The following is a 19,580-nucleotide window of genomic DNA, read 5'->3' as shown; positions in this document are numbered from 1 at the left end:
GTGATTGTCCCTAGAAGCCGAGCCGGCCCGGGGCTCCCCCGCCGGGCAGCTCGCCGCCCGGGCCGCCAGGACCACCGGGCAGCCCCCCGGGGAGCCCACCGCCCAGCCCGCCCGCGAGCGGGCCGAGGGCCTCGCCGGCGAGGGCGTCAGCCTGGGCCTTGGCGTCGCGGTAGGCGGCGACGACCATGTCGCCGAGGTCGGCCAGGTCGTCGGCGTCGTCGCCGTCGAAGCCGCCGGGCTTGATGTCGACCTTGACCAGGTCGCCGATGCCGTTGACCTGCACGGTCACGGCCCCGCCGGCGACGGTGCCGTCGACGGTGGTCTCGGCGAGCCGCTGCTGGGCCTCGGCCAGCCGCTCCTGCATCTGCTGGGCCTGCTGGAGCAGGCCGCCCAGGTCGAAGCCGCCGGCGTTGCCGAGGGCGTCGAAGGGGTTGTCGGTCACGGGGTACCTGCCTCTCGGGCGGTGCGGGACTGCCGCGGGGTCATGGGTTCGGGATCTCCTCGATGGGGCGGGCGCCGAGCTCGCGGGCGAGCAGCTCCGCGGCGCCGACGGGGTCGTTGTCGACGGCGGGGTCGTCGGGGTGGGCGTCGGCGTCGGCCGCGGCCAGGTCGGCGTCGCGCGGCTGGTCGGCACCGGGCTCGCGGGTCTGCCGCACCGCCTCGCGAGCTGCCGCGATGGTGTCGGGGGCGGCCGGCCTGATCGCCGGGGCCGCGGGCGCGCCGGCGTCGGCGGGGGGTGCGTCGACCCAGGCGGGAGGCGACTCCTGGGCGGGCGCGGCCTCCGGGGCCGGCGCCTCGGGCGGCTCGGGGGCGGCGGCGGGCGGAGCACCGGCGGGAGCGGCCGCCGCCGCGGGGACGGCGGCGGGCTGGGCACCCGGGTCGACGATCGTCTCGATCCGCCACGAGGCGCCGACGACGTCGATGGCGGCCTGCACCACGACGTCGTCGCAGCCGCTGCTCACGAACGAGTCGCGCGCGCCGGCGTTGGCGAAGCCGAGGGTGAGCACGTTGCCCTCGAGGCCGACGACCTGACAGTTCTGGCTGAGGTGGATCCAGGCGATCCGGCGGCGCGCCTTGGTGGCCTCGACCACGTCGGGCCACAGCCGGCGTACGTCGACCAGCGTCAGTCCGCCGGCCGAGGGCGCGGCCGGGGCGACCACCGGCTCGGGGGACGCCGGTGGCTGGGCGGGGCCGGGCTCGGCGGCGGGCTGCTGGGGTTCGGGCTCCCGCGCCGGCTCCGAGGGGGGCTGCTCGGCGGCGGGCTGCTCGGCGGCGGGCTCCTGGGCGGCGGGCTGCTCGGCGGCGGGCTGCTCGGCGGCGGGCTGCCCGGGGCTGGGCTGCCCGGGAGCCGGGGCGGGCTCGGGCATCACGACCCGCGGCTCGATCACCGGTGCGGCCGGGGCGGCGGGCGCCGCCGCAGGTGCCGGGGCGGCCGGGACGCCGGTGACCCCGATCCGGCGCTCGAGCCGGTCGAGGCGGGCCGCCAGGCCCTCGACGCCGTGGTCGGCGCCGGGCAGCAGCACCCGGGCGCAGAGCAGCTCGAGCAGCAGCCGGGGCGCGGTGGCGCCGCGCATCTCGGTGAGGCCGGTGGCGAGGATGTCGGCGGCCCGGCTCAGGTCGTGGGCGCCGAAGCGGGCGGCCTGGGCGACCAGCCGCTCGCCCTGGTCCTGGGCGACGTCGATGAGTCCGGTGGCGGTGGCCTCGGGCACCGCGGCGATGATCACCAGGTCGCGCAGCCGGCGCAGCAGGTCCTCGGTGAACCGGCGCGGGTCCTGCCCGGTTTCGATCACCTTGTCGACCACGCCGAAGACCGCGGCGCCGTCGCCGGCTGCGAACGCGTCGACGACGTCGTCGAGCAGGCTGTCGGGGGTGTAGCCGAGCAGGCCGGTCGCGAGCTGGTAGGTGACGCCCTCGGGGCCGGCGCCGCCGATCAGCTGGTCGAGCACGCTGAGGGTGTCGCGGGCCGAGCCGGCGCCGGCGCGCACCACGAGCGGCAGCGCGGCGGGCTCGATGGCGACGTTCTCGGCGGCGCAGAGCTCGGAGAGGTACGTCGACAGCGACCGCGGCGGGATCAGCCGGAACGGGTAGTGGTGGGTGCGCGAGCGGATCGTCGCGATCACCTTGTCGGGCTCGGTGGTGGCGAAGATGAAGCGCAGGTGCTCCGGCGGCTCCTCCACCAGCTTGAGCAGCGCGTTGAAGCCCTGGGTGGAGACCATGTGGGCCTCGTCGATGATGTAGACCTTGTAGCGGCTCCGCACCGGGGCGAAGAACGCCTTCTCGCGCAGATCGCGGGCGTCGTCCACGCCGCCGTGGCTGGCGGCGTCGATCTCGATGACGTCGATCGAGCCGGGGCCTCCGCGGCCGAGGTCGCGGCAGCTCTCGCACTCGCCGCACGGGTCGGCGACCGGGGCGCGCTCGCAGTTGAGCGCCCGGGCCAGGATGCGCGCCGAGGTGGTCTTGCCGCAGCCGCGGGGGCCGGAGAACAGGTAGGCGTGGTTGACCCGGTTGCCGGCCAGCGCGGCGCGCAGCGGCTCGGTCACGTGCTCCTGACCGATGACCTCGGCGAAGGTCTCGGGACGGTAGCGCCGGTAGAGCGCGAGGTGGTTCTCCATTGCGGCGAGCCTAACCAGCCGCACCGACAGCGGACAGGCCGGTCGGCGGCCCGCGGGGCTGCTGGGTCGGGCGGGGCGGCTGGGCCGGCGGCGGGTGCGCGCATGTAACGCGCAGTTATCCGAACTGGTGCGCCGTTACAAGGGCGCGCCAGTTCGGGTAAACGCGCGTTACAAGGGGCCGCGAGTCCACGAACCTCGTCCTCGAGGACAGCCACCCGGCACCTCAGGTGGAGGCGGGTGGCCGGTCGGGGGCGGCAGCGTGGTGGTCATGACGATCCTGCTGTTCGACCCCCGGGTCGCCGCGGTGCCGGTGCACGAGTCCGGGGAGCCCCTGGTCGGGCTCGACGAGGGGTTCGGCCCCGCCCGCGCGCTGGTACGACGTGGGCTGGCCGACCGCCTCGACGCGGCCCGCGACCTGCTGCCGCGCGGCGTTCTGCTCCGGGTGGTCGAGGGGCACCGCAGCGTGGCCGACCAGCGCGCGATCATCGCCCGCTACTCCGCCCAGGTGTGCGCGGCGCGGCCCGGCGTCTCGGCGACCGAGCTCGCCGTGCTGACCAGCCGGTTCGTGGCGCCGGTCGAGGTGGCGCCGCACGTGGCCGGCGCCGCGGTCGACCTGACCCTGGTCGACGCGTGCGGCGACGAGCTCGACCTCGGCACGGCGATCGACGCGACCCCCGAGCAGTCGGGCGGCCGCTGCTACACCGCCGCCACCGACATCTCCCCCGACGCCCGCGCCCACCGCGACCTGCTGGCCCGGGTGCTCGGCGCCGTCGGCCTGGTCAACTACCCCACCGAGTGGTGGCACTGGTCCTACGGCGACCGCTACTGGGCCCTGGTCACCGGTGCCGCCGCGGCGCCGTACGGACCGGTCGCCGGGCAGGAGGCGGCGGCGTGAGCGCGCTCGCGGTGCTGCCCGCCGTCGCCCCCAGCAGGCCCACGCTCGCCGTCGACCTCGGCGCGGTGGCCGCCAACGTGCGAACCTTCGCCGCCCTGAACCCGCTGCTCGCGGTGGTCAAGGCCGACGGGTTCGGGCACGGCGCCGCGGACGTCGCCCGCACGGCCCTCGCGCACGGCGCCACCGGGCTGGGGGTGACCAGCATCGACGAGGCGTTCGCCCTGCGCGACCACGGCATCGACGCGCCGGTGCTGAGCTGGCTGAACCCGGTCGACGCCGACTGGGAAGGTGCGGCCGGGGCCGGGGTCGAGGTCGCCGTCCCGTCGCTGGAGCACCTGCTCGCCCAGCCGCCCGGCGCCCGCGTGCACCTCCACCTCGACGTCGACATGGCGCGCGACGGCGCCGCCCCCGCGGAGTGGCTGGCCCTGTGCGGCGCGGCCCGGCGGCTGGAGCGGGCCGGGGCCCTGGAGGTCGTCGGGCTGATGGGCCACCTCGGCTGCGCCGACGAGCCCGACCACCCGGCCAACGCCACGGCCCGCACCCGGTTCGCGTGGGGACTCGAGACCGCCCGCGCCGCCGGGCTGCGGCCCCGGGTGCGCCACCTGGCGGCCACCTCGGCGACGCTCACCGACCCGCGCACCCACCACACCCTGAGCCGGGTGGGTGCGGGGCTGGTCGGCATCGACCCGTCGCGCACCACCGCGCTGCGTCCGGCGCTCACCCTCACCGCCCCGCTGGTCACCCTCCGCGAGGTCCGGCCCGGCACCCCCGTCGGCTACGGCCACACCTGGGTCGCCGACCGGCGCACCACGCTCGGGCTGCTGCCGGTCGGGTACGCCGACGGCCTGCCCCGCCTGGCCTCCGGCCGCGGCGAGGTGTGGGTCTCGGGGCGCCGCCGCCCCCTGGTCGGGCGGATCTCGATGGACATGGCCGTCGTCGACCTCGGCGACACCCCGGCCCGCCCCGGCGACCCGGTGACCGTCTTCGGCCCCGGCGACGCCGGGGAGCCGACGGTCCGCGAGTGGGCCGACTGGGCCGACACGATCGAGCACGAGGTCGCCACCGGGCTCGGCTCCCGCCTGCACCGCACCACCGTCGCGACCCCGCTGAGGAGCCTCGCGTGAGCACCACCATCCCCACCGCCGCGTCCGCCCCCTCGAACCCCCTGCGCGTCGCCGTCGTCGGCGGCGGCCGGAGCAGCGAGCACGACGTCTCGCTGGCCTCCGCGGCCGGCGTCGCCGCGGCCGCGGCCCGCCGCGGCCACGACGTGGTGAGGCTGACCATCCACCGCGACGGCACCTGGCTCGACGCGGGCCGCCGGCCGCTGGGGCTGGCCGGCGCGGTCGACGTGCTGCGGAGCTGTGCGGTGGTCGTGCCGATGCTCCACGGACCGGGCGGCGAGGACGGCACCCTGGCGGCGCTCTGCGAGCTGGCCGGGGTCCCGTACGTCGGAGCGGGGGTCGGGGCCGGCGCCCTGGCGATGGACAAGTGGGCCACCAAGCTGGTCGCGGGGGCGCTCGGCGTCGCCACCGCCCCGGGCCGGCTGCTCACCGCGGCCGACGCGGCGTCGTACACCTGCGCCGGGCCGGTCGTGGTCAAGCCGGTCGCCGCCGGCTCGAGTCACGGCGTCTCGCTGGTGCGCACCCCCGACGAGCTGCCCGCCGCCCTGGCGGCCGCGCTCGAGCTCGACGCCCGGGTGCTGGTGGAGGAGGTCGTGGTCGGCCGCGAGGTCGACGTCGCGGTGCTCGGCCGCCCCGACGGGAGCCGGGTGGTCGCGCCGCTGCTGGAGGTCGTGGCCGACGGTCTGTTCGACGCCGAGACCAAGTACGACGGCTCGGCCGACTTCCGGGTGCCGGCCGAGCTCGCCGACGTCGACCGCAAGGCGCTCGAGGACGCCGCGGTCGCCGTCTACGACGCGCTCGGCTGCCGGGGCGTTGCCCGCGTCGACTTCTTCCTCACCGCCGACGGACCGGTGCTCAACGAGGTCAACACCACGCCCGGGTTCACCGAGCAGTCCCAGGTGCCGCGGATGTTCGCGGCCGCCGGCACGTCGTACGAGGAGCTGGTCGACCTGCTGGTGCGCGACGCGCTCGCGGCATGACGGAGCGCACCGAGGGCCGCACCGAGCCACGTTCCACCGGCCGGGTCGACGGGCTGGACCTCCTGCGGGGCTTGGCGATCGGGCTGGTCCTGCTGCGCCACGCCCTGCCCGCGCCGTTCGCGGGGGCGGGGGTGGTCGGGGTGGTGATGTTCTTCGCCCTCAGCGGCTGGCTGATCACCGGGCTGCTGGTCGAGGAACGGGTCCGCACCGGCCGGATCGACCTGCGGCGGTTCTACGCCCGCCGGGCCCGGCGGCTGGTGCCGGCGCTGGTCGCGCTGGTGGCCGGGGTGGTCGTGGTGACGCTGCTGCTCGACCCCCTGGGCGACCGCGGCGAGCTCGGGCGCACGGTGCTCTTCGCCCTCACCTGGACCGGCAACCTGCCGTTCGGCCACGCCAGCGACGCGACGTTCCACCTGTGGACGCTGGCCACCGAGGAGCAGTTCTACCTCGTCTGGCCGGCACTGCTGCTCCTGCTCGGCCCGCGCCGCGGGCTGGCGGTGGCGGCGGCCGCCACGACGCTCGCGCTCGTCGCCACCGTGGTGTGGTCGCGCGGCACACCCGACGTGGCGTACTCGCTGCCGACCAGCTGGGCGCTCTGCTTCGTCATCGGCGGCGCCGCCCGGGTGCACCGCGACCGGCTCGCCGGGCTTGCGCTCCCGGCCTGGACGCCGGCCGTCGCCGTCGCCGGGCTGGCCGTGCTGAGCGTGGTTCCATTGCGTGGTCACGCGCTCACCTACCTGGCAGGAGGCCCCGCGATCGCGTCGCTCACCGCGGTGCTGCTGCTGTCGTGGCACACCTGGACCGAGGTCACCGGGCCGGCGCTGCGGGCGCTGGTCTGGCTCGGCACGGTCTCCTACGGCGGCTACCTGTGGAACTACCCCCTCACGCTGTGGCTGCGCCCGCACCTGCCCGAGGCGGTCGCCGGCGTGCTCGCCGTCGGGCTGACACTGGCGGCCGCGGCGGCGAGCCGGCGCTGGGTGGAGCGGCCGTTCGAGGCGCGCCGCACCACCCCCGTGGTGGCGACGGCATGACCGACGCGCGTCCGGCAGCCACCCGCTCGTGGGAGGAGTGGGCCCCCGACGCCGCGGTCGGCGCGGCGGTGCTGCTCTTCGGCGTCGCCGAGCTGCTGCTCTCCGACCGGTCGACCGACGTCTACGGCGTCGGCGGCCCGGCCGGGCTGCCCGAGGTGCTGCTGGTGCTGGCGTTCGCGGCGGCGTCCGGGCTGAGCCGGCGCGCACCGGCGGCGGCGCTGACCCTGGTCTGGGTCTCGTGCGGGTTGCAGGTGCTGAACGGGACGTCGGTGCTCACCGTGCAGTTCTCGGTGGCGATCGTCGCGTTCGGGTGCGCGCGGTGGGGGCGGGCACCCACGGTGGTGCTGAGCGGCCTGTCGATCCCGGCCGCCGCCGTCATCGGCGTGGTGACCGTGCAGCAGGGGTCGTACGGCTTCTTCCGCGGCATCGTGGTCTTCCGCGAGCTCATCGACAGCGCCTACCGGTTCAGCGACACCCTGCTGGTCGGCGCGGCGATCGTCGGCACGCTGACGCTCGCGCTGCCGTGGCTGCTCGGCCTCGCGCTGCGCGCCACCGCGCGCGCCCAGCGCTCCGAGGTCGGCCAGGTGCGCGCCGAGGAGCAGGCCGCGATCGCGCAGCGCGAGTCGGAGCAGGCCCGCGAGATCGCCCGGCTCCGCGAGGAGCAGGCCCGGATGGCGCGCGACGTCCACGACGTCGTCGGCCACTCGCTGGCGGTGATCCTGGCGCAGGCCGAGTCGGCGCAGTACCTCGACGAGCCGGAGCGCCTCAAGGAGACCCTGGCCACCGTCGCCACCTCGGCGCGCACCTCGCTGCAGGACGTCCGGGCCGTGCTGCAGGCGACGCCGCACGAGCAGGCCCGCCGCGGCGGGCTCGACGAGCTGATCGAGGGGGTGCGGGCCAGCGGCCACGAGGTGCTCACCGCCGAGGTGGGCCAGCCTCAGCCGCTGCCGCCGGAGCTCGAGGTGGTGGCCTACCGGGTGCTCCAGGAGATGCTGACCAACGCGATCCGGCACGGTCGCCGCGACCGACCCGTGCACGTCGAGCGGCACTGGCCCGACGGCGGGTTCCAGGACGACCTGCGGATCGAGGTCCGCAACTCCACCGACCCCGCCGACGTGACCCAACCGATCAGCGCCCCCACCGAGGGCGGCGGCCAGGGGCTCGACGGGATGCGTCGACGGCTGGAGTCGGTGGGCGGCAGGATCGACGTACGCCGGCGCGAGGAGCCGGACGCGACGACGTTCACCGCCACCGCGTGGGTGCCGGTGCGGGCAGGAGGGTGATGACCGACGCCGGGGCGACCGCCGAGCGCGACATCGAGGTGCTGCTGGTCGACGACCAGGACCTGTTTCGCGAGGGGGTGCGGGTGATCGTCGACGCGCAGCCCGGGATGCGGGTGGTCGGCACCGCCGGCGACGGGCTCGAGGCGGTGCGGCTGGTCGAGGAGCTCGAGCCCGACGTGGTGCTGATGGACATCCGGATGCCGGAGATGGACGGGGTGGAGGCGACCCGGCAGGTGTTCGCCCCCGAGCGGGTGGCGCGCCGGTCGCGGCCGGTGCGGGTGGTGGTGCTCACGACGTTCAACCTCGACGACCGGGCGGCGACCGCGATCCGGCACGGCGCCTCGGGCTTCCTGCTCAAGGACACCACCCCGGTGCAGCTGCGCGACGCGATCCGCACGGTGCACGCCGGCAACGCGGTGCTCGCCCCCGCCGACCTGTCCACCCTGCTCGACCACCAGTTCCGCGCCCCGACACCGACCCCGGCGGCGTACCTCGCCCTCACCGACAAGGAGCGCGAGGTCTTCGGCGCGGTGGCCCGGGGGCTGTCGAACACCGAGATCGCGAGTCAGGTCTTCGCCAGCGAGTCGACGGTGAAGACCCACGTGGGCGCCATCCTCCGCAAGCTGGGCCTGCGCGACCGGGTGCAGATCGTCGTCTTCGCCCACGAGCACGGGCTGGTGGACTGAGCCGGCCCCGGTCGGGGATAGTCCCGGACGAAGTGGCCCCCTGGGCCGCCCCGACCCGACCACAACGTCAGGGACTACCGCAGCGGCGGCACCCGGGTAGTCCCGGACGAAATGGCCGCCCCGGGCCCGCTGGACCCGACCACAACGTCCGGGACTACCGCGAACGGCGGCGCCAGGCGGCCCGCTCCCCGAGGGCGACGGCCAGGGTGAGGATGCCGCCGACGACGACCACGACGAGGAGGAGGGCGTCGTGGGCCGCGCCGATCTGGCCGTCGCCTTCGTCCTCGCCCGGTGGGGGCTGCGGGTCGGGATAGGGCACGAGGTCGTGCAGCACCCAGGCGAACAGGGCCAGGGCGACGACGTAGACGAGCACGCGGAGGAGCAGGAAGGCGCGGCGCACGGGCCCCAGCGTGCCCGCCCGGGAGCACGACGGGGAACGGATCGCGTACTCAGCCCACCGGCCGCTCGCTAGCGTCGACGGCATGAGCCTGCTGCGCGACCTGACCGACGACGAGGCCCGCGCCGCGCTGCCGCTGAAGTGGGGCACGGTGCCGGAGGACGTGCTGCCCCTGTGGGTGGCCGAGATGGACTACGCGCTCGCACCGCCGGTCGCCGACGCGCTGCAGCGGGCGGTGGCGGCCGGGATGACCGGCTACCCGCCGTTCGTGCGCGGCGGCGGCGAGCTCGGACGGGCGCACGCCGGGTTCGCCGAGCGCCACTACGGCCAGGCGGTCGACCCCGAGCAGGTGATGCCGGTCGTCGACGTGACCGCGGGGGTGCGGCTGGCCCTGGAGGTGCTGAGCGAGCCCGGGCCGGTGGTGCTGCCGCTGCCGGCGTACGACCCCCAGCTGCGGCTGATGGAGGTCACCGGTCACGAGCGCTGGGACCTGCCGCTCGACCCCGACGCCGACCGCAGCACCATCGACCTCGACGCGCTCGACCGCCTCTTCGCCGACGGCGCCCGCACGCTCCTGCTCACCAACCCCCACAACCCCACCGGCCGCTGCTGGACCCGCGCCGAGCTCGAGGGCGTGCGCGACGTCGTCGTGCGGCACGGCGCCCGGGTGGTGAGCGACGAGATCCACGGGCCGCTGGCGCTGCCGGGCCACGAGTTCGTCCCCTACCTCAGCCTCGACGGCACCGCCGACCACGCGGTCGCCGTGGTCGCGACCTCCAAGGCGTTCAACACCCCCGGGCTGCGCTGCGGGCAGATCGTCACCGACCACCGGCCCACCCACGAGCGGTTGGCTGCGGTGCCGATGGCCCACAACGAGTCGTGGTCGCCGCTGGGGCTGGTCGCGGCCGTCGCGGCGTACGACGACGGCGACCCCTGGCTCGCCGAGCTGGTCGAGCGGCTCGACGCCCAGCGCGCGCTCCTCGACGAGCTGCTGCCCACCCACCTGCCCGGCGCCCGGGTGCGCCGGCTCGAGGCGACGTACCTGGCCTGGCTCGACCTGCGCGCGCTCGGCCACGACGACCCCGCCGCCGTGGCGCTGGCCACCGGGCGGGTCAAGGTCGCGCCCGGCCACGCCTACCACCCCGGCCTGACCGGGCACGTGCGGCTCAACCTCGCCACCTCGCCCGACCGCCTCGCCGAGGGCGTACGGCGCCTGGGCGCGGCGCTGGTGTGAACGGTGCTGGCCGGAGCGGCGGGCTGAGCGGGGTCAGGCCTCCATCAGCGGGCTGAACGATCGCCCCGGCCGGGTGAGCACCGCCCGCTCGCGCAGCACGTCGAGATCCTCGGCGGAGGTGTGGTCGCCGGTGCCGCGGCGCAGCACGTAGCCGAAGCCGTGGGTGCGGAAGACCGTGCCGCCCGCGACCCGCACCGACCACAGCAGCTGGGCGTCGACGTGCTTGCGCACCGCCCGGAAGCCGCCGGCCTCGTGGAGCAGGGTGCGCTCGACCAGCATCGTGCCGCCGGCCACGAACCCCCGGTAGACCTCGGCCGGCGACGGCTGGCGCATCGTGGTGTCGAGCGGCTCGAGGTAGTACCACTCCGCGCCGGTGCCGACCAGCTCCGCGCCGCTGTAGGCGCGGGCGAGCAGCAGGTCGGCGACCAGGTCGGGCCCGTACCAGTCGTCGTCGTCCATCTTCACCACCACGTCGCCCGACGCCCGGCGCGCGGCGGCCTGGAGCACGTCACCGAAGACCGCCCGGGCGGGCTGGGGCACCACGGCGACCGGGCGCCCGGGCACCAGCTCGGCCACCCTCGCGGGGTCGACGTCGAAGCCGTGCGGCGCCAGGACCAGCTCGAGCGAGTCGACGCCGCGCTGCCGCGCGGCCTGGGCCAGCGCGTGCTCGAGCAGCTCTGGCCGCCGGGTCGCGAGCACCACCGAGACCGCCGGCTGCCAGGCGACCCGCACCCCCGACAGCTCGCCGAGCCGACGCCGCCACGCCAGCGAGGAGTACGACGACAGCGCGGCCCGGCGCAGGCGCACCGAGTGCTCCTCGCGGGCGACCGGGTCGGCCAGGTCGGGGGCCGCGCCGAGCAGGCCGGCGACCGGCTCGCCGAGGAGGTGGGCCACGGAGGGGGGCACCGCGTCGGCCACCAGCGGCACCCCGGCCATCGCCAGCCCGGCGACGCCTCGCGCGAGCGCGACCGGCCGGTCGTCGCGGCCGTCGGACAGGTCGAGCGCGACCCCGGCGGCCGTCCGCAGCCGCCGGACCAGCGCCTCGGTGGCCTCGACGGGCCCGACCAGCCGCTCGACGGTCGCGGTGGGCGCGGTGGGCGCGGGGTCGAAGCCGATGGGGTTGAGCACCCGTTCGTCGAGCGGGCCCAGCGCCAGCGGACCGTCGGGGTCGGTGACCACCAGCGGCGACCGGCCGGTGACGCCGGAGGCCTCCGACGACCCGGCCTCCGCCGCGCCCAGCAGCACGTCGGGCGGCACCTTGTCGCTGCGCGGCCGGCCGACCACCAGCCCGCGGTGGCCGGTCCGGTCGGGCCACACCGACGTGCGGCCCAGCTCGGCCACCACCGCGTCCACCGGCGCGGGCGCGGCGAACCGCAGCACCGTCAGCCACCCGCCGTCGACGGCCCGGGCGCGCAGCAGCACCAGCGCCGGCCACTCCGGCCGTGCGACCAGGGTCAGGGCGGCGGTGGCGTCGTCGAGCCACACCGCGATCGCGGCCGAGCGCACCCCGGGCGGCACCACGAGCGAGCGCAGCGCGGCGCGGTCGGGCACCACCACGGCCACCCGCTCGCGCCGTCCGGCCTCGGGGGCCGGGTCGCCGGGGCGCAGCACCAGCCGGGAGTCGGGCGCCTCCGCGAGGAACGCCGCCAGCGCGGTCGGCTCGGCCGCCACCTCAGGGCTCGATCCGGTGCACCAGCGGCCGCCGGGCGCGGGCCAGCCAGGTCTGCGTGACGTGCTCGACCACGTGGGTGCCGGGCGGCGCCTCGATGCGGTGCAGCCCCCAGACCTCCTCGCCACGGCCCTCGACGATGGCCTGGTAGACCTCCATCTCGCGCCGCTTGCGCGGGGTGCGGAACGCGTCGAACTCCTCGGTGCTGCTCCAGTGGGCGAACTCGTCCTGGTCGAGCCACTTCAGCTCCACGCAGAGCCCCTCGGGCGCCACCACCCGCTCGGAGGTCGCCGGGAACTCCCGCACCTCCCACTCGAACGCCTTGACGAAGGTGAACTCCGGGCCCATGGGGTAGATCCACGGCTCGAGGAACCGGAAGCCGAGGTCGAGCCAGGCCACCGAGTCGCTCTCGACCGACAGCGGGTGCCGCGGGATCGCCACGACGGCGTTCGAGCTCTCCAGCTGCCAGGAGAGGTCGCGCAGGTGGTCGACGCCCTCGCGGGTGAGCACCATGTCGCCGTCCCACTTCATCGAGTACGCCGTGCGCACGTGGGCGAACGACCAGTTGTAGAAGTGGGTCAGCGAGTGCACGGAGTGGGGCGCGGTGTGCAGGTGCTCGGCGCCGGCGCGGGCGACCCGGAAGGGGTACGACGCCAGGGTGAACCGGTGCTCGGCACCCAGCGCGGCCACCACCTCGCGGGCCACCTCGGCGGTGCCGTCGTCGGAGTCGTTGTCGACCAGCACGACGTGCTGCACGGCCTCGAACATCGGCGGCAGCACCCGCGGCAGGTTGCGGGCCTCGTTCTTGACCCGGAACACGCAGGTCAGCCCCGGGCGCAGCGGCCCGGAGCGCCAGGGCCACACGACGTCGTAGCCCTCGTGGCCCTCGGCGCTGGCGATGTCCGGGGGCGCCGTGCGCAGCGGGCTCACCGCGCCCGGCCGGCCACCCGGCGCAGCGCGGCGCGCACCGGGCGCGGCACCATCGCCCGCACCCCGTGGGGCAGCCGGTCGGCGGCCCGGCGCGGCCCCGACGACGCGAGCCGGGCCTCGGCCTCCGCGGCGGCCTCCCGCCGGGCGGCGAGCGCGGTCGACTGGGCCACCGCCTCCGACTCCTCGTAGAGGTCGGCGTACGCCGCACGCAGCTGGTCGAGGTGCTCGTGCACCTCGGGGGTGTCGCCGCCGTCGTCGGCCAACTTGTTCAGCGCCTGCCAGCTCTCCTCGGCCAGGTCGCGCAACCGGGCGGGCACCTCGACGTCGTCCCAGGTGAGCTGCACCCGGCGCAGCCCGGGGTCGATGAACTCGTGCACCCGCCGGATGTCGTTGGCGGTGGCGACCTTGACCGACTCGAGGTCGAAGTCGCGGCCGATCGCGAACAGCGGCACGGTCCAGTCGGTCAGCAGGTCGCCGTAGCGCACGAAGGCCCGCTGGGAGCCGCGGGTGGAGCGCTCGGTGTGGAGCATCATGTTGACCCACGCGGCGGTGCGGTTGACCTCGCCGAAGCGCGACGCGTAGTACTTCTGCTTGCTGCCCACGACCTCGGTGACCGGGCGCAGCATCGTGACGTACGCCGGCGTCGCGTCGCACCGCATCGAGGCCGAGCGCCACAGCCCCTGGAACCAGGCCAGTCGGGGGTCCTTGACGACCAGCTCGGGGCCGCCCTCGGTGAACTGACCCTCGAGCCACTCGTGCAGGCGGGTGCGCAGCGGCTCGAGGTTGTTGAGCTTGCCGGCCTCGAACCAGGCCGCGGGGCGGGCGTCGGAGACCTGCACGTTGCAGCGCCGGAGCAGCTCGTCGTGGAAGTCGACCACCCACTGCGGCTCGCCGAACCCCTTGGGGTTGGTCTCGTCGGCGCTGACCTCGGGCTGGGGCACGTGCATGCCGAGGGTCTGCAGCGCGCCGGCCATCGTGCTGGTGCCGCTGCGCCCGGAGCCGACCACGAACACGACCCGTCGCTTCACCGGTGCCGCGGGCAGCAGCTCGGGCGGCGCGGGCAGGTCGGACATGGCCAGCAGCCTAGTGGGGAGCACTAGGCTGGCCCGCATGCGAGGGCTGGTCGGTCGTCGGGCCGCGCTGGCCCGGCTCGAGGCGGAGAACGCCGCCCTCCGCGACCGGCTCGCCCGCCTCGAGGGCCGTCCCGACCTGGGCTACCTGTTCGTGATGACCTACGGCCGGTCGGGGTCGACGGTGCTCAACTCGGTGCTCAACACCGTCCCGGGCTACACGATCCGCGGCGAGAACCGCGCTGCCCTGCGCCACCTCCACCAGTTCCACGCCACGATGCTGGCCGAGAAGCGGCGCCGCGGCGCGGCCACCCGGACCCCCGGACACCCGTGGTACGGCATCGCGGGCTACCCCGAGCGGCGGGCCCTGGAGGCGCTGCGCGCGCTGGCGCTGCAGACCGTGCTGCGCCCGGAGCCGGGCACCCGGGTGACGGGGTTCAAGGAGATCCGCTGGTACCACGACGACCTCGCCGACCACGTCGGCTGGCTGAGGGAGGTCTTCCCGGGCGCCCGGTTCGTCGTCAACACCCGCAACCACGCCGACGTGCTGCGCAGCGGGTGGTGGGCCGAGCAGGGGCCGGGCATGGCCGACCGGCTGGCCGAGATCGAGCGCGACCTGCTGGCCGTCGCCGCCGACCTCGGCGACGCCGCCCACCACGTGCACTACGACGACTACGCCGCCGACCCCACCGCGCTCCGCCCGCTCTTCGACTGGCTGGGCGAGCCGTTCGACGAGGACGCGCTGCGCGCCACGATGAGCGTGCGGCTCACCCACTGAGCCCGGGCCGGGTCAGCCGAGGGAGTCCTTGGCGTGCTGGGCGGCGATCAGTCCGGCGTACCACTCGAAGGACCGCTTCGGGGTGCGCACCTGGGTCTCGTAGTCGACGTGCACCAGCCCGAAGCGCTGGGTGTAGCCCTCGGCCCACTCGAAGTTGTCGAGCAGCGACCAGCAGTAGTAGCCGCGCACGTCGACGCCGCGCCGGCAGGCCTCCTCGACCGCGCGCAGGTGGGAGGCGAGGTAGTCGATGCGGGCCTGGTCGTCGACGACGCCGTGCTCGTCGGGTCCGGTGCCGTAGGCCGCTCCCGACTCGGTGATCATGATCGGCGGCAGCGCGGCGCGGAACCGGGCGCGCAGCATGACCAGCCACTCGCGCAGGGCGTCGGGCACGACCGGCCAGCCGAAGTCGGTGGTGGGGTAGCCCACCAGCTCGCGGAACTCGAACGGCATCGGCGAGTCCTCCGGGGCCGCGCCGATCCGCATCGGGTTGTAGTAGTTGACGCCGTAGAAGTCGAGGGGCTGGCGGATCGTCGCCAGGTCCCCCTCCTGGACGACGTCCTCGAGCAGCGGGCCGAGGTCGAACGGGTAGCGACCCAGCAGCATCGGCTCGAGGATCATGCCGTTCCAGATCGCGTCGAAGAGCTTGGTGGCGCCGACGTCGGCCTCGTCGTCGCTGGCCGGCCACATCGGGGCGTGGTTGTTGGCGCAGCCGACCTCGCCGACGGCGCCGGCCGCGCGCAGCGCGACCACCGCCCGGCCGTGGGCGAGCAGCAGGTGGTGGGCGGCCGGCAGCGAGTCGAACATCAGCGCCTTGCCGGGCGCGTGCACCCCGATGCCGTAGCCCATCAGCGAGGCGACGTTGGGCTCGTTGACCGGCACCCAGTGGGTGACCCGGTCGCCGAGCGTCTCGCCCAGGATGGCGGCGTAGTCGGCGAACCGCTTGACCGTGGCCCGGTTGAGCCAGCCGCCGTCGTCCTCGAGGCCCTGGGGCAGGTCCCAGTGGTAGAGCGTGACCATGGGGTCGATGCCCGCCGCCAGCAGGTCGTCGACGAGCCGGTCGTAGAAGGCCAGGCCGCGCGGGTCGACCGGCCCGGAGCCGGTTGGCTGGATCCGCGGCCAGGCGACCGAGAACCGGTAGCCGGTGGTGCCGAGCCGCTTCATCAGCGCTACGTCCTCGGCGTGCCGGTGGTAGTGGTCGCACGCCGGGTCGCCGGTGGCGCCGTCGACCACCGCACCGGGACGGGCCGCGAAGGTGTCCCAGATGCTCGGGCCGCGGCCGTCGGCGGTGGTCGCGCCCTCGATCTGGAACGCCGCGGTGCTGGTGCCGAAACGGAAGCCGGGGGGCAGCTGGGGCAGGGTGTGGTCAGGCATTGCGACAATCGTGCCCGTGAGCACCGAGATCCGCCGGGGAACCGAGCGATTCACCGAAAAGGCAGCCGGACGTCTGTCCCGACACTCCTTCTCGTTCGGGGCGAGCCACGACCCCGAGAACCTCGGCTTCGGCCCGATGACGTGTCACGACGACCACCTGCTCGGCTCGGGCCAGGGGTTCGAGACCCACCGGCACAGCGGCCTGGTGATCGTCAGCTGGGTGGTGTCGGGAGTGCTGCGCCACACCGGCCCCGACGGGTCCGTCGACGTGCCGGCCGGGTCGGTGGCCGTGCTCAACGCTGGCCCCGGGGTCGACCACGCCGAGGTCGCCGCCGCCCCGCAGACCCGCTTCGTGCAGGTCTGGCTGCGCACCGACGACCCCGCCGAGCAGCCGTCGTACGACGCGTGGCCGGTGGCCCTGGGCACCGGACTCACCGAGGTGCTGACCCACGAGGGGGCGACCTTCTCGGTGGCCCGTCTCGAGGCCGGCGAGTCCCTCACCCTGCCCGAGGCCCCGCTGCGCCACCTCTACCTCGCCCGCGGCGCCCTCACCCGCTCCTCGCTGGCCGAGCCCCTCGCCGAGGGCGACGCCTTCCGCTTCACCGCCGAGCCCGGCGAGCCGCCGTTCGAGGTCACCGCCGCCGTCCCCTCCGAGCTGCTGCTCTGGACCTTCGCCTGACCGCGCCCGCCGGCCGAACGCCCTCCGTCGCCGGTGGTCGAGGTGCTGGCCGGGGTATCGCCGACCCGGCGCTTGTTGTCGTCGCAGTGCGCCGACCCGGCGTCAACTGACGACGGCTCGGCGACACCTGACCCGGCCGCGGTGGTTGCGGGAGGGCGTTCGTTTCACCGGGTCTCGAGGCTCAGGCCTGGCGGCCTTCGCACCTCGACCACCGGCGCTGGTTGAGGTGCGAGCGAAGCGAGCCTCGAAACCCCTGCACCCGAACGCCCCTCGCCGCGGGACGGGAGGGCTGTCGTCGCGCCAGGTTTCGAGACAGGACTTCGTCCTTCCCCAACCAGCGGTGCGCGCGAGTCAGCGGATGACCGACAGCACCGCCGGACGGACCTCGGCGACGGCCGGGGCGCCGGAGAGGTCGGGCAGGACGCCGAGGGGCTCGCCGTCGCCGCCGACCTCGACCGGGGTGCGGCCGGTGGCGGCGATCTCGACCCGCGCGCCGCGGAGCACGTGCACCTCGTCGCGGTGCACGTGACTGCCGTCGTAGATGGTCGGGAGTGCCCGCATCAGCGCGATCCGGGAGGCGGCCTCGACCACGATCACGTCGAGCAGGCCGTCGTCGACGGTGGCGGGCGGGGCGACGTGCATGCCCTTGCCGTAGTAGCCGGAGTTGGCGACCACCACGGTGGCGGCGTCGTGCTCGCGCACGTCGCCGTCGACCGAGACCCGGTAGCGGGCCGGCTGGTACGTCGCCAGGGCGCGGAGCGCGCCGAGGGGGTACTGCAGCTGCTTGGGCACCCGCCGCATCCGGTGCACGTAGGCCGCCGCGCGGGCGTCGACACCGGCGTAGACCGAGCCGGCCACCGAGCGGGTCGGCCCGCCGGGCGGCGTCCAGGCCACCAGGTCGACGGGGCGCACCTCGCCCTCGAGCAGCAGTCGGCCCAGGTCGGCGGGCTCCGACGGCAGGCCGAGCATCCGGGCGAAGTCGTTGCCCCGCCCGGCCGGCACCACCGCGAGGGTGCCGCCGGCATCGGCGACCAGCCCGGCCAACGAGGAGAGCATCCCGTCGCCGCCGACCGAGACGACCACGTCGCCGCGGGCGACCGCCTCGGCGACCAGCCCGGCCATCGCGACCGGACCGGGCGAGTAGGTCACGTCGACGCGGGCGTCGGCCTCGCGCAGCAGCCGGGCCACCGGCACCACGGCCTCCGGCGCCGCGCCGCCGCCCGAGGACGGGTTGACCAGGAACGTGAACGAGCGGCTCACGGCACCAGCACCCCCGGGTTGAGGATGTCGGTGGGGTCGAGGTCGCGCTTGACCGCGCGCAGCACCGAAGCGCCCAGCACGCCGATCTCGTGCACGAGCCACGGCTGGTGGTCGGTGCCGACCGCGTGGTGGTGGGTGATGGTCGCGCCGGCGGCGACGATCGCGTCGTTGGCCGCAGCCTTGGCCGGCAGCCACTGCGCCAGCGGGTCGGCGGCGGCCTGCTGGGCGACGGTGAAGTAGAGCGAGCAGCCGGTCTCGTAGACGTGGGAGATGTGGCACAGCACCATCGCACCCTCTCCCAACGACTGCTCGAGCGCCTCCTTGACCCCCGTGTAGAGGCGGTCGCGGTTGGCCCAGAACGTCGCGGTCTCGAGGGTTTCGACGAGCACGCCGGCGTCGAGCAGCGAGTCGCGCAGGTACGGCGCCTCGAACCGGCCGTGGGCCCACGACCGGCCCGGCTCCTCGCCGAGGTCGGTGCCGCCGAGCCCGGCGAGCACCGCGCCGACTGCGGACCGCTTGGCCTCGACGGCCTCGGGGGTGCCCTCGTAGCCGGCGATCATCAGGCAGCCCCCGGAGCCCTCGCCGCCGATCTCGTCGGGGCGGGCCAGGTTGATGCCGGTCTCGGCCTCGTCGGAGAGTCGCAGCACGGTCGGCAGCAGCCCCGCCTGGGCGAGGATGCGCATCGCCTCGGCGCCGGCCTCGAACGACGGCCAGCGCCACCCGTCGTAGGTCTTGCGCTCGGGCAGTGCGCGCACCCGCACGGTGACGGCGGTGATCACGCCGAAGGCCCCCTCGGAGCCGAGGAACAGCTGGCGCAGGTCGGGGCCGGCGGCGTTGGCCGGGGCGCTGCCGAGGGCGACCTCGCCGCGCGGGGTGGCGACCCGCAGGCCCACGACGAGCGCGTCGAAGCGGCCGTAGCCCGCGCTGCTCTGGCCGCTGGAGCGGGTGGCGGCGAAGCCGCCGATCGAGGCGAACTCCCACGACTGGGGGTAGTGGCCCAGGGTCAGCCCCTCGGCGGCGAGCAGCGCCTCGGCCTCGGGTCCGCGCAGGCCGGGCTCGAGCACGGCGGTCATCGAGTGGTGGTCGACGGCCAGCAGCCGCTTCATCCGCACGAGGTCGAGGCTGACCAGGCCGGCGTACCCGTCGCGACGGGCGGCGAGCCCACCGGTGACGCAGGTGCCGCCGCCGAACGGAACGACGGCGACGTGGTGCTGCACCGCCCATGCCAGCACCGCCGCGACCTCCTCGTGGCTGCCGGGGCGCACCACCGCGTCGGGGGCGTCCGCGAGGTCGCCGGCGCGGGCACGAAGCAGGTCGGGCGTCGACTTGCCGCGCGTACGCCGGCGCCGGGTCTCGTCGTCGGTGAGCACGTGCTCGACGCCGACCGCCTCGCCCAGCTCGTCGAGCAGGGCGGCGTCGATCGCCGGCGGCGGCAGCGTCGCGGCCGGGGTGGCGGGGGTGTCGGTGGTCTCGAAGACGAGGCCGATCAGGCCGCGCACGTTCTCGGGGAGGGGAGCGGCCTTGGCGGGGTCGCCCCAGCGCTCGGGGTGCATCTCGACCTGGGTCGGCGTCTGGCTCATGTGT

At 75.6% G+C, this 19,580-nt stretch carries 18 protein-coding genes; 9 read left to right on the top strand and 9 right to left on the bottom strand.

Annotation, left to right across the window (positions count from 1 at the left end; genetic code table 11):
• Positions 1-10: 10 nt before the first annotated feature.
• Positions 11-442, bottom strand: coding sequence for a YbaB/EbfC family nucleoid-associated protein (locus JT721_RS05405; protein ID WP_205471927.1), 432 nt, complete (start codon positions 440-442; stop codon positions 11-13).
• A 40-nt stretch (positions 443-482) separates the two neighbouring features.
• The gene (locus tag JT721_RS05400; protein ID WP_205471926.1) at positions 483-2,612 is read right to left on the bottom strand and encodes a DNA polymerase III subunit gamma and tau; all 2,130 of its coding nucleotides are present in this window, start codon (positions 2,610-2,612) and stop codon (positions 483-485) included.
• 268 nt (positions 2,613-2,880) lie between these two features.
• Between JT721_RS05400 and JT721_RS05395 the strand changes: the two genes are divergently transcribed.
• Genes JT721_RS05395 through JT721_RS05370 form a run of 6 tightly spaced genes read left to right on the top strand, consistent with a single transcriptional unit; the run spans position 2,881 to position 8,608 of the window.
• Positions 2,881-3,507 (top strand): M15 family metallopeptidase, encoded by a 627-nt coding sequence (locus JT721_RS05395; protein WP_205471925.1) that lies wholly within the window; start codon positions 2,881-2,883, stop codon positions 3,505-3,507.
• Positions 3,504-4,631, top strand: a complete 1,128-nt coding sequence (alr, locus tag JT721_RS05390; protein ID WP_205471924.1) for an alanine racemase — start codon at positions 3,504-3,506, stop codon at positions 4,629-4,631. Before JT721_RS05395 ends, alr begins: the two co-directional genes overlap by 4 nt.
• Positions 4,628-5,608, top strand: coding sequence for a D-alanine--D-alanine ligase (locus tag JT721_RS05385; protein WP_307827899.1), 981 nt, complete (start codon positions 4,628-4,630; stop codon positions 5,606-5,608). The genes alr and JT721_RS05385 overlap by 4 nt, the downstream gene beginning before the upstream one ends.
• Positions 5,605-6,639, top strand: a complete 1,035-nt coding sequence (locus JT721_RS05380) for an acyltransferase (protein WP_205471923.1) — start codon at positions 5,605-5,607, stop codon at positions 6,637-6,639. Before JT721_RS05385 ends, JT721_RS05380 begins: the two co-directional genes overlap by 4 nt.
• Positions 6,636-7,922, top strand: coding sequence for a sensor histidine kinase (locus tag JT721_RS05375; protein WP_205471922.1), 1,287 nt, complete (start codon positions 6,636-6,638; stop codon positions 7,920-7,922). The genes JT721_RS05380 and JT721_RS05375 overlap by 4 nt, the downstream gene beginning before the upstream one ends.
• Positions 7,922-8,608, top strand: a complete 687-nt coding sequence (locus tag JT721_RS05370) for a response regulator transcription factor (RefSeq protein ID WP_205471921.1) — start codon at positions 7,922-7,924, stop codon at positions 8,606-8,608. Before JT721_RS05375 ends, JT721_RS05370 begins: the two co-directional genes overlap by 1 nt.
• A 154-nt stretch (positions 8,609-8,762) precedes the next feature.
• Here the strand turns inward: JT721_RS05370 and JT721_RS05365 are convergent, their stop codons facing one another.
• Complete coding sequence (locus JT721_RS05365) at positions 8,763-9,008, bottom strand: hypothetical protein (protein ID WP_205471919.1); 246 nt, start codon at positions 9,006-9,008, stop codon at positions 8,763-8,765.
• A gap of 82 nt (positions 9,009-9,090) precedes the next feature.
• Here JT721_RS05365 and JT721_RS05360 point away from each other — a divergent pair, with 82 nt between their 5' ends.
• The gene (locus tag JT721_RS05360; RefSeq protein ID WP_205471917.1) at positions 9,091-10,239 is read left to right on the top strand and encodes a MalY/PatB family protein; all 1,149 of its coding nucleotides are present in this window, start codon (positions 9,091-9,093) and stop codon (positions 10,237-10,239) included.
• Positions 10,240-10,272: 33 nt separating this feature from the next.
• Here JT721_RS05360 and JT721_RS05355 read toward each other — a convergent pair whose 3' ends face one another.
• Genes JT721_RS05355 through JT721_RS05345 form a run of 3 tightly spaced genes read right to left on the bottom strand, consistent with a single transcriptional unit; the run spans position 10,273 to position 13,911 of the window.
• Positions 10,273-11,910 carry a glycosyltransferase gene (locus JT721_RS05355; protein ID WP_205471915.1) on the bottom strand — a complete coding sequence of 546 codons (1,638 nt, stop codon included), beginning with the start codon at positions 11,908-11,910 and terminating at the stop codon, positions 10,273-10,275.
• 1 nt (position 11,911) lies between these two features.
• On the bottom strand, positions 11,912-12,838 hold the full coding sequence (locus tag JT721_RS05350) for a hypothetical protein (protein WP_307827898.1): 927 nt from the start codon (positions 12,836-12,838) through the stop codon (positions 11,912-11,914).
• A complete protein-coding gene (locus JT721_RS05345; protein ID WP_205471913.1) occupies positions 12,835-13,911 on the bottom strand; it encodes a sulfotransferase family protein in 1,077 nt (358 codons plus the stop codon). The genes JT721_RS05350 and JT721_RS05345 overlap by 4 nt, the downstream gene beginning before the upstream one ends.
• Positions 13,912-13,948: 37 nt before the next feature.
• On the opposite strand from JT721_RS05345, the gene JT721_RS05340 reads away from it, so the two are divergent.
• On the top strand, positions 13,949-14,686 hold the full coding sequence (locus JT721_RS05340; protein WP_205471910.1) for a sulfotransferase: 738 nt from the start codon (positions 13,949-13,951) through the stop codon (positions 14,684-14,686).
• Between the two features lie 12 nt (positions 14,687-14,698).
• Here the strand turns inward: JT721_RS05340 and JT721_RS05335 are convergent, their stop codons facing one another.
• Positions 14,699-16,057, bottom strand: coding sequence for a GH1 family beta-glucosidase (locus tag JT721_RS05335; RefSeq protein WP_205471908.1), 1,359 nt, complete (start codon positions 16,055-16,057; stop codon positions 14,699-14,701).
• On the opposite strand from JT721_RS05335, the gene JT721_RS05330 reads away from it, so the two are divergent.
• Positions 15,948-16,736, top strand: a complete 789-nt coding sequence (locus JT721_RS05330; RefSeq protein ID WP_240340204.1) for a pirin family protein — start codon at positions 15,948-15,950, stop codon at positions 16,734-16,736. The two genes, JT721_RS05335 and JT721_RS05330, sit on opposite strands and share 110 nt — an antisense overlap.
• 351 nt (positions 16,737-17,087) lie before the next feature.
• On the opposite strand, the gene JT721_RS05325 is transcribed toward JT721_RS05330, so the two are convergent.
• Together JT721_RS05325 and JT721_RS05320 are read right to left on the bottom strand one after the other, a co-directional pair.
• Positions 17,088-17,996, bottom strand: a complete 909-nt coding sequence (locus JT721_RS05325; RefSeq protein ID WP_205471904.1) for a diacylglycerol kinase family protein — start codon at positions 17,994-17,996, stop codon at positions 17,088-17,090.
• Positions 17,993-19,576 carry an FAD-binding oxidoreductase gene (locus tag JT721_RS05320; RefSeq protein WP_240340203.1) on the bottom strand — a complete coding sequence of 528 codons (1,584 nt, stop codon included), beginning with the start codon at positions 19,574-19,576 and terminating at the stop codon, positions 17,993-17,995. Before JT721_RS05320 ends, JT721_RS05325 begins: the two co-directional genes overlap by 4 nt.
• Between the last annotated feature and the right edge of the window lie 4 nt (positions 19,577-19,580).

Origin of the sequence: Nocardioides sp. SYSU D00038, from assembly GCF_016924665.1 — a bacterium.
GTDB lineage: Bacteria > Actinomycetota > Actinomycetes > Propionibacteriales > Nocardioidaceae > Nocardioides.
Note: the sequence above shows the minus strand (reverse complement) of the source record. Positions and strands in the feature narration are given on the sequence as shown.